Origin of the sequence: Streptomyces sp. NPDC006207 (assembly GCF_040613835.1) — a bacterium.
Taxonomy (GTDB): Bacteria; Actinomycetota; Actinomycetes; order Streptomycetales; family Streptomycetaceae; genus Actinacidiphila.
In genome coordinates this window covers 1-9169 of the sequence record NZ_JBEXSX010000124.1, presented here as the reverse complement: position 1 = coordinate 9169, position 9169 = coordinate 1, and the positions used below count along the sequence as shown (strand labels likewise).

At 71.0% G+C, this 9169-nt stretch carries 10 protein-coding genes and 1 pseudogene; 7 read left to right on the top strand and 4 right to left on the bottom strand.

Annotated elements, in window-relative coordinates:
• The first annotated feature begins 210 nt into the window (after positions 1-210).
• From ABZ312_RS44495 to ABZ312_RS44475, 5 genes are all read left to right on the top strand, one after another.
• Positions 211-789 (top strand): RNA polymerase sigma factor, encoded by a 579-nt coding sequence (locus ABZ312_RS44495; protein WP_500359735.1) that lies wholly within the window; start codon positions 211-213, stop codon positions 787-789.
• Complete coding sequence (locus ABZ312_RS44490) at positions 786-2018, top strand: CU044_5270 family protein (protein ID WP_500440175.1); 1233 nt, start codon at positions 786-788, stop codon at positions 2016-2018. The genes ABZ312_RS44495 and ABZ312_RS44490 overlap by 4 nt, the downstream gene beginning before the upstream one ends.
• A 391-nt stretch (positions 2019-2409) precedes the next feature.
• Positions 2410-3216: a L,D-transpeptidase family protein gene (locus ABZ312_RS44485; protein ID WP_500440174.1), complete on the top strand. Its 807-nt coding sequence runs from the start codon at positions 2410-2412 to the stop codon at positions 3214-3216.
• 26 nt (positions 3217-3242) lie between these two features.
• Positions 3243-4472 (top strand): L,D-transpeptidase, encoded by a 1230-nt coding sequence (locus ABZ312_RS44480; RefSeq protein WP_500440173.1) that lies wholly within the window; start codon positions 3243-3245, stop codon positions 4470-4472.
• 115 nt (positions 4473-4587) lie between these two features.
• A complete protein-coding gene (locus ABZ312_RS44475) occupies positions 4588-5031 on the top strand; it encodes a DUF6210 family protein (protein ID WP_500327441.1) in 444 nt (147 codons plus the stop codon).
• A 135-nt stretch (positions 5032-5166) separates the two neighbouring features.
• On the opposite strand, the gene ABZ312_RS44470 is transcribed toward ABZ312_RS44475, so the two are convergent.
• Positions 5167-5595 carry a DUF6210 family protein gene (locus ABZ312_RS44470; protein WP_500440172.1) on the bottom strand — a complete coding sequence of 143 codons (429 nt, stop codon included), beginning with the start codon at positions 5593-5595 and terminating at the stop codon, positions 5167-5169.
• A 171-nt stretch (positions 5596-5766) separates the two neighbouring features.
• Between ABZ312_RS44470 and ABZ312_RS44465 the strand changes: the two genes are divergently transcribed.
• Positions 5767-7011, top strand: a complete 1245-nt coding sequence (locus ABZ312_RS44465) for a phosphodiester glycosidase family protein (protein WP_500327438.1) — start codon at positions 5767-5769, stop codon at positions 7009-7011.
• 118 nt (positions 7012-7129) lie between these two features.
• Here the strand turns inward: ABZ312_RS44465 and ABZ312_RS44460 are convergent, their stop codons facing one another.
• From ABZ312_RS44460 to ABZ312_RS44450, 3 genes are all read right to left on the bottom strand, one after another.
• Entirely contained in the window at positions 7130-7525 is a 396-nt protein-coding gene (locus ABZ312_RS44460) for a hypothetical protein (protein WP_500440171.1), read from the bottom strand.
• A gap of 113 nt (positions 7526-7638) precedes the next feature.
• Entirely contained in the window at positions 7639-8133 is a 495-nt protein-coding gene (locus ABZ312_RS44455) for a hypothetical protein (protein ID WP_500440170.1), read from the bottom strand.
• Positions 8134-8186: 53 nt separating this feature from the next.
• On the bottom strand, positions 8187-8543 hold the full coding sequence (locus ABZ312_RS44450) for a hypothetical protein (RefSeq protein ID WP_500440169.1): 357 nt from the start codon (positions 8541-8543) through the stop codon (positions 8187-8189).
• Positions 8544-8967: 424 nt separating this feature from the next.
• Between ABZ312_RS44450 and ABZ312_RS44445 the strand changes: the two are divergent.
• Positions 8968-9169 (top strand): annotated as a pseudogene (locus tag ABZ312_RS44445) (hypothetical protein); the annotation flags it as partial.

Sequence of the window (9169 nt, the reverse complement as noted above, 5' to 3'; positions counted from 1 at the left end):
GCCTGGCTCTTCCTCCCCCCGCAGGACGCCATCGGGGGGCGGCGGATCCCCGCCTTCACGCCGTCCCGACGCCTTCCGGGCCAGGCGGTGTCAGGCTCCGGCTCCCCGGCGTGATGTGGACCACATCCACGGAAATTCTCGATCCGGGATGTAAGAAACGCGCCTCGGCGCTCACTGCATGGTGAGAGAGCAGAGATGAGGGGACGGCGCGTGACACATGCCCAGCACTTCAGGGACGTCTACGAGGAGTGCCATCCGCGTGTCCTTGCCTACGCCACCAGCCTGGTCGGACGGCAGGTAGGGGAGGACATCACCAGCGAGACGTTCACCGTCGCCTGGCGGCGGGTGCGCGACATCCCTCATCCGGCACTGCCGTGGCTCCTGGGTGTGGCCCGCAACCTGGTGCGTGAACTGCGTCGCCGGGACGCCCACCAGTACCTCCTGGCCGCCGAGGAGGCACGGCGCATCAGCAGCGGCGCCCGGACCGGCACCGGTGACGTCGCGGCGCAGGTCACGGACCGGCACGACGCGCTGCAGGCACTCGCGAGCCTGCCCGAGGCCGACCGGGAACTGCTGACGCTGATCGCCTGGCACGGCCTGAGCGCCAAGGAAGCGGCCCAGGTCCTGGACTGCACCACCGCGACGCTGACCGTCCGGCTCTTCCGGGCGCGCCGCCGGCTGGAGAAGGCCCTGGACGCTGCGCCTCCGGCGGAGCCCGTGGCAGAGCCGCCGTCCGCGCCCTCCGCAGAGACCTCGTACCCCACTCACCGCCAAGGAGCACCCGCGTGAAGAACACCCACAAGCCGTCCGGGCGGCCCGACGTCATGAAGGTGCTCGCGGACGCACGGCCCGACGAACTGGACCCGTCCCGGCTCGTGGACCCCGCGCGGCAGCGGGAGGACCTCGCACGCATCGTCGCCGGAGCGACGGACGGCCCCGCGGCGCGCTTCCTCGCGCCGCGCCGCAGGAGCGGGTTCCGGCCGCTGGGAGCGGTGGCCCTGGCAGCCGTGGCGGCGTCCGTGGTGGCCGTGGGCGCGCTCGACTGGCAGGAGCCGGCGGACCGGCAGGCCGCCCAGCCGCGGTCCTCCGCCGGGACGGAGGTCCCGGGCACCGGCGCGGACATCCGTGTCGACGGCCACATCGAACTGCTCAGTGCGGCCCGGCAGGCGGAGACCTCGGTCGCCGAGGGAACCTACTGGCAGACGACCACGCGCTCGGAGAACGTGGACGTCGCCGGTGACGAGGGTCACCTCTTCGCCGTGCGCAGCGCGTCGACCGACGAGTGGTCGGTGGGCGTGCGGCCCGGAACCGGGAGCCTGATGGTCTCCGGCGTGGACTCCGTGACCGAGCCCCGGACCGCGGCCGACAAGGCCCGCTGGCAGGCCGCTGGCTCGCCCGGCACGGTGGAGTTCCAGGTCGGGAAGAAGACCGGGACCGGCAAACTCGTCACCGTGATGGGCACCGGGCGGCGGCCCATGGTCATGCGGACGAATGTCGACGACAAGATCTACGCCGTCGGCCCGCACAACGTCACCTACAAGGACCTGCGCGCACTGCCCTCCACCAGCGCGGAACTGCGCCGCTACCTGGAGCGGCTGTACGCGCAGGACGGCGGCGCCGACACCGGCGCCTCGGCGCGCAGCGCCTGGATCCTGCGCCAGGCCGGCAACCTCATCACGATGCCCGTGAAGCCCGCCGTCCGGGCGGCCGCGTACCGGGTGATGGCGGAACTGCCCGGAGTCCGGGTGACCGGGCGCGTCACCGATCCCCTGGGACGCGAGGGTGTCGGGGTCGACTTCCCCATCAGCTACCCGGGACCGCTGGGCACGACCCGGGAGCGGCTGATCGTGGACCCGTCCACCGGCGCCATGCTCAGTGACGTGCTCGTCCTGGCCGAACCGTCCGCCCGGGCCGAGGAAGCCGGGCTCGTCGCCGGTACGACGGTGAACTACAACGCGACGACCAGGATGAGCTGGGGCGAGCACCAGATCACCGTGCCGGAGAACGCCCGCAGCTGAGCCCGCAGCTGAGCCCGTGGCCGCGCTCTGCCCGGCCCACCAGGAGTACGCACAAAGGTGCCCCGCCCCCGGCGAGCACCGACTGACGGACCCGGGGGATCCGCCGCTGACGCGCCGCGGCGGATCCCCGGGCGACGGCCGGCATGACCGGCATGTCCCGTTTCCCCGGCGTCCCGGCCCGGGTCCCCGACATCCGGGCAACCCGAACTGGAGTCCGCCCGGTTGAACGGGTGTGAGACCCCCTTCGCGGCCCAGGGCCGCCCCCATGACACGGACGCTGACGCCCGGCGTGCCGCACCGCCCACCGACACCGTCCGGTCCCCGGCCGGAACCGCGCGCCCCGCCACGGGGCCGCCCCCGACTTCCCGCCCTCGTGAGAAAGCCAGCACCCATGCGCCTCCACAGGCCCTACATATCGGCGACCGCGGCGGTCATCGTCTCCTCGCTCGGCATCGCCGCCTACCAGCACCTGCCCGAGGCCAACCCCACGCCTTCCCCCGAGACGGCCTCCGTCGTCCAGGACGCCCCCGACCCGGCGACGGGTCAGCCGGCGGGCGCCCCCGCCACACCGCGGACGACGGGATCGCCGAAGCCTCCGAAGCCGAAGTACCCCGCCCAACTGCCGGGGCTCGGCCCCAAGACCCTGTCGCAGATCCCGGCCCGCACCCGGCAGGTCGTCCTCGTCACGGGAGCCGGCAAGAAGTCGTCGTCCTCGAAGGTCGTGCTCTGGGAGCGTGTCGACGGCGGCTGGCGTCCGGGCGCGGAATGGGCCGCGCACAACGGCTACAAGGGCTGGACCGACGAGCACTACGCCGGCGATCTGCACAGCCCCATAGGGGTGTTCGGTCTCACCGACGCCGGCGGACGTCTCGCCGACCCCGGCACCAAGCTGCCCTACCACCGTTCCGGAGCCTTCTCCATCAGCGATACCGGCTTCTTGGGCGAACCGCTCGCCGGTTCCTTCGACTACGTGATCGCCATCAACTACAACCGCCAGCCAGGTACGTCGCCGATGAACGGCGCCCAGCCGATGGGCGCGAACCGTGGCGGCGGCATATGGATCCACGTCGACCACGGCGGCCCCACGCACGCGTGCGTCAGCGTCTCCAAGACGCACATGAAGCAGTTGCTGCAGGCCCTCGACCCCGCCGACCACCCCGTCGTCGTCATGGGCGACGCGGCCTCTCTCGCCCGATGACAGTTCCGCGGTCCACAGGAGTTAGCGTGTCGTCCCTTCCCCACCGCACCGTGATCGCCCTTGCCGTCGCCGGGGCGTCGGTGCTCACCGCCTGCGCTGGCCAGCAGCCCGCCACCGCGCCCGCCGCGCAAGGGACGGCGCCGTCCACGGCCTCCTCGCCCGAGCTGCGGGCCGCGTCGGCCGCCTTCCGCCTCACCACGGGCGCCACCGACGGCGAACGGCACGCATCCATCCGCAGCGCGGGCGACGTCGAGGTCTCCGGCGGGAAGATCTCGTCCGTCACCCTCACCACCGCGGGCGGAGATCCGGTACGCGGCACCGTCGCCGCCGACCACCGCCGCTGGTCCCCGGACGGCACCCTGGCCCACGGCACCTCGTACCGGCTCGTCGTCCACGCCTCGGACGAAGCCGGACGGACGCAGACCCGGCGCCTGTCGTTCACCACGCTCACGAAGGACGAGCGCCTCATCGGCACCTTCACCCCCGAGGACGGTTCGACCGTCGGCGTCGGCATGCCCGTGTCCCTGACCTTCAACAAGCCGGTCACCGACAAGGCGGCCGTCGAACGCGGCATACGCGTCACCAGCGACGGCGACCAGGAGGTCGTCGGCCACTGGTTCGGCGACCAGCGCCTGGACCTGCGCCCCCAGACGTACTGGAAGGCGCATACCGAGGTCACCCTGAGCCTGCGCCTGGACGGCGTGAAGGGCGCCGCGAACGCCTACGGGACCCAGGACAAGACGGTCCGCTTCACCGTCGGCCGCCGTCAGGTCTCCACCGTCGACGCCGCCGCCCACACCATGCGCGTCGAGCGCGACGGCAGCACCGTCCGCACGATCGCGATCACCTCCGGCGCACCGGGCAGCACCACGTACAACGGGCAGATGGTGATCTCCCAGAAGCTCATCTCCACCCGCATGGACGGCGCCACCGTGGGATACGCGGGGGAGTACGACATCCCCGACGTCCCGCACGCGATGCGCCTGTCCACCTCCGGCACCTTCATCCACGGCAACTACTGGGCGAACGACTCCGTCTTCGGGAACTCCAACGTGAGCCACGGCTGCGTGGGCCTGAACGACGTCCAAGGCGGCGGCGACTCCGGGCAGGACGCGGCGTGGTTCTACAACAACTCCCTCATCGGCGACGTGGTCGTCGTCAAGCACTCCCACGACCACACGATCGCCCCCGACAACGGCCTCAACGGCTGGAACATGCCCTGGGAGCAGTGGAAGGCCGGCTCGGCCCTCGCGTAGGCGTGCCTGCCGGGCCGGCCGTCGATGGTCCGGCGCGTCCAGTCCGTCTCCGGCGACGCACCCGGAGCCCGGGCGGTCGTGAGCCGACTCGCACTTCCGTGCGATCCTCCTGATCATGACTGACGCAGACGGTGGCAAGCGGCACATCTTCCTTGACCCTCTTGACACAGGTTCCGGTCACGGCTGGGTCTTCGTCATCGTGGCGGCACCCACCGGCGTGGTCTACCAGAACCAGGGTGGGGGCTACGGCTGCATCCGGTACGAGCAAGAGGGTTTCCTGATCCCGGTCTTCGGGCGGGGGCTGGACGACGAGCTGAAGGAGATCTTCGTCGGGGAGCTGCAGGGGACCGGGGCCAGAGGGCTGGACTGGCCGGCGGACCTGCTCGATCGGCTGAGGGCAGCGGTCGCCTTCCACGTCTTCGGCTCCGCGAACCGGGACGACGTCTTCCCTGCGCCGCTCATGCTCGACGAATCCCGGCTCTCCGAGGTGGACGAGGCGTGGGTTCCGGTGGTGACACCGGATGGTCCCGGGGTCCTCGTGTGGGAGAACTCCGATTAGCGACCCCAAGCGCCGGCGGGCGGACCGGATGGAGACACCCGTGACGGTCGCCGAGAGGCGCTTCGCTCGACCGGAGAACACCGCGCCCCTGCGGCCTGGTTCAGCCGGCACAGGGCACACAGGTGATCGCGGCGTTCAGTCCGAGTTGCACCACATCAGCACCGCGGGGCCGTCCGGTGTGATCACCGGCACCCAGGCCTCATCGGCCTCACGGATCCGGCTCTCGTCCAGCCGCAGCGGATGCGGCTCCTCCGTGGTGCCGTCGGACGCCCAGTAGCGGAGGGCGCCGATGGCACCACGGAGCCGGTCCCGCTCGTCATCCGGCCAGGTGTGGTTCCAGGTTCCGGTTCCGCGGAAATCCTTCTCGAACAGCTCACGTAGCGCGGCCAGCTCATCGGGGCCGTGCAGCGGCACAAGGAAGCCCTCGACCTGCCCCTGCCGACAGGCCGTTCCCCCGTACTGCTGCTGGTAGAAGACCCCGGTCCTCGCCTCGACCACCGCGTACAGCCAGCCGCCGGCGCTGATGCCGTCGGGATCGAGGAAGACGAAGCGCCGAGAACCCATGGACCCACTCTCCGTGGCCACCGGCCGTGAGCTCAAGGGCATTTGTGTGCCCACGGCCCGCCAGGATTCGTCGACCCGTCAGGAGATTGCCACCGGCACGTCTCCCAAGCCCCTTCTGATGGCTCCGGCCAGTACTCGTGCGTCATGCACGCACATACGACGGGACATCAGATGACGAGAACGAACGGCCGGGTCCGCGGGGCAGCCGTTTCCGCGGCGGCGGTGATCACGACGACGATGCTGCTCGGCTCAGGGGCCGGCCAGGCGAACGCCGTCGAGCGGGTCCGGATGGCGGACGGCGTGACGATCGCGCCGGGCATCACCTACCGGTCCTTCTCGGTGACCGCGTCGCACGGCACGGTCACCGGCCATGTGGTCACCGCCGATCTGCGCGACCACCATGTCTCGGTGGGCCTGCTCTCACCGGGGAAGGTCGCCTCCCGCGCCAAGCTGTCCCAACTGGCGGCGGCACAGGGGGCGGTGGCCGGTGTCAACGCCGACTTCTTCAACATCGACGAGACCCAGCACCCTGGCGTCCAGGCGACCGGCTCCGCGGTCGGACCGGCGGTCTCCGACGGCGTGGCGCTCAAGGCGGCCGTACCGAACGGTCAGCGCTTCGGACCGGGTCTGCCGCCCGGGACGTCGACCCGCGACGTCATCGGCGTCGGCTACAACCACAAGGCACGGCTGGACGAACTCACCCTCGACGGCACGGTCCGTGCCCAGAAGGGCAAGCGGTTCGACCTCGAGGGGCTGAACCAGTACGCGATCCCCGAAGGCGGGATCGGTGCCTTCGACTCGCGGTGGGGAGACGTGTCGCGCCGGCGCGCCGTGTGCGGCACCGACACCCTGCGCGCCGCCGACTGCACCACGGACGCCTATGAGGTGACGGTGCGGGACGGCCGGGTGGTCTCGGGGTCCGACACGATCGGCGCCGGCGCCATCGAGCCCGGCACGGTGGTCCTGGTCGGCCGCGAAGGCGGGGCGGCGGCGCTCCGTACGCTCCGGTCGGGCGAGCGCGTCCGCGTCTCCGACAAGCTGCGGAGCACCAGCGGCAAGCGGTTGAAGTTCGCGGTCGGCGGCTATCCCGTCCTGCGCGACGGCGCGCCGCTGCCCGGCCTGGACGACAAGGCCGTGGCGACCAGGACCGGAGCCGCCATCGGCGACGACGGCCGGTTGCTCCACCTCCTGGTGCTGGACGGCAGCGCGGAGGCGGGCGCCGGACTGACGGTCGCCGAACTGGCCGGAGTCTTCCAGGCCGTGGGCGCCGACGACGGCGTGAACCTGGACGGCGGGGGCTCCTCCACCCTCGTGACCCGTGATCCCCTGTCGGGCACGCCGGTCGTCCGGAACCACCCCACGGGCGGCGCCGAGCGCGCGATTCCCGAAGGCATCGGGCTGTTCTCGCGCGAATGACCCGGCCGCACCCGGGTGGCGTCGCCGCCGCCCGGGTGCACGCGCGGACGCGCCGGGCGGGCGGGCGAGCGGGCGAGCGGGCGGAGCCGGTGTCCCGGGAGCCGGACCCGCCGGACCGTCAACCCCGGCCCGGGGCCCGCGGTGCCCACAGCGCGGCCCGGACCGTTCCCTCCTCGATGTCCCGTTGGGGAAGTCGCAGACCCAGCGCGTCGTCCAGGGCGTGGAAGTACAGTTCGAACGCGTCGGTCAGCTCGGGGTGGTCCAGCTCGGCACGGCGTATGGCCTGGTTGAGGAAGTCGAGCCGGCCGCCCCGGTAGTAGGGGGCCTGGCCCCGGTGGTACCCGATCAGTTCCAGCACGCCCCAGTCGTCGTCGACACGGGCGCCGTCGCGCGTGTAGTCGAAGGTGTAGATGGCCTTCGCGGAGCAGGCGCTCAGGCACACCGTCTCGGTGACGCCGAGCCGGGAGAGCTCCGCTGCGCCTGCCCGGATGCCGGGCGGCGTCTCGTGGTACATCAGGAACGCCCAGTCGCCCGCCTGCCCGAAGCAGCAGGACGTCCAGGCGGTGTCCCAGTGGCCGCGGTCGTGGCCATCGATGCGGTGCAGGTCTGACAGACGTGCCCCGGCGGCTACATGTTCCGGTTGGTGTACGGGTCCTGATCCCGCCAGGTGCGGGCGATCCAGGCGAGGCCTTCCAGCGGGTCGCGTCCGCACGGGCGCGCCGCCTGCGTTCCGTCCACGCCGCCGCTGCGGAATCGGCTTGCCCAGGCGGGGTTGATCTCCTCCAGCATTTTCGCCTGCCCGGCGACGAGGTTGGCGACGGGGCCCTGGCCGGGGGAGTGGGCCACGATGTGCTCGGCGAGGTGACGGACCGCTTGCTCGGCGACGTGGTACAGCACTTGGTCCACGTCCCGCGTGGCGAAGACCTCCTGGTAGGGGCCGTTGTAGCCGTGCACCTTGCCGTCCTCGTCCAGGACGAGGAGGAGGCCGCCGCGATGGCCCGCGCGCCGTGCGTACTGGTCGGGGGACGTGCCGATCGGCGGGAGCATGGCGTCGTCGAGCAGGTCGGAACCCGCGACCGTCCGCTGCCATGCCTGAGCGAGTGCGTGTTCCGTCATCTGCATGGGCGACAGTATGCGGCGGGGCACTGACACAGCCCCGTGCGCAAAGGCGAGGGTCAGCTGCCGGCAGGGACAGAGGGTGCCGTTGCGCGTCGACGGTACCTGAAATGGTGGACGGTCCCCGCGACGGCCTTGCCCAGAAGCACCACGGTCGCCAGAGCCAGGACGAGGATGGCCGCGTTGACCCATCCTGGAACCAGGTCGTATGAGGCGTTGCATTTGTTGTGCAGGGGAAAGACCTGGGCGAACTCCTTGAAGTGTGCTGCCCTGTAGTCGGGATCATCATGCTCGCCCGCCACGAGTTCGCAGGTCTCCCGTACGTCCATGCCGCCGGAGAACGTCCCGTAGGCCCAGGTGACGAACACGGCGGCAGATGTCGCTGCTGACAGCAACAGGCTTCCCAAGGGCTTCACTTGGTGGATCCCCCCTCCTTCGCGGACAGGGATGAGGCGACCGCCCCCAACTGCACGGCCCGACGGCGGCCGCCGGAAAGGCGGTACTTCGCGGCGGCCCGAATGTGGGAAATCCCGTCAGGGGTATTGATGGCGCGTATCCAGGGTCGATGCGGATGTGGCTGAAATGCGCCCGGTATTGAGGCAACTTTTCGGAGTGTGACCTGCGCCACATCGGTGGAGAAGGATGGTGCGGGTAAAGAAATAGTGGCTGGACGGCTTTTTCCCTCCAGGGGTTTGATTCGGGCTCGAGTCAATGATTAGTGTCGTGACTCGAACCTCTGCCCGGTCGGTCATCCATTCGGGATGGCGGCGGAGGTCCTCGCCGATTCTCCAGTGCCGTACGCGTGCGGCAGGCGGCCGGAGGAAGAAGGAGCTCGCGCCAGTGGCGTCCCACCGTCGTCCCAAGCAGGCCGGTCGCACACGTGTCACCGTGCTCACCGCGACCGCCGCCGCAGCCGTCGCCCTGTCCGCCCAGGCAGCCCAGGCCGAGCCGGCCAAGCCGTCCGTCAAGAGCGTCAAGGCCAAGGTCGACGGTCTCTACGAGCAGGCCGAGCAGGCGACCGAGAAGTTCAACGGCGCCAAGG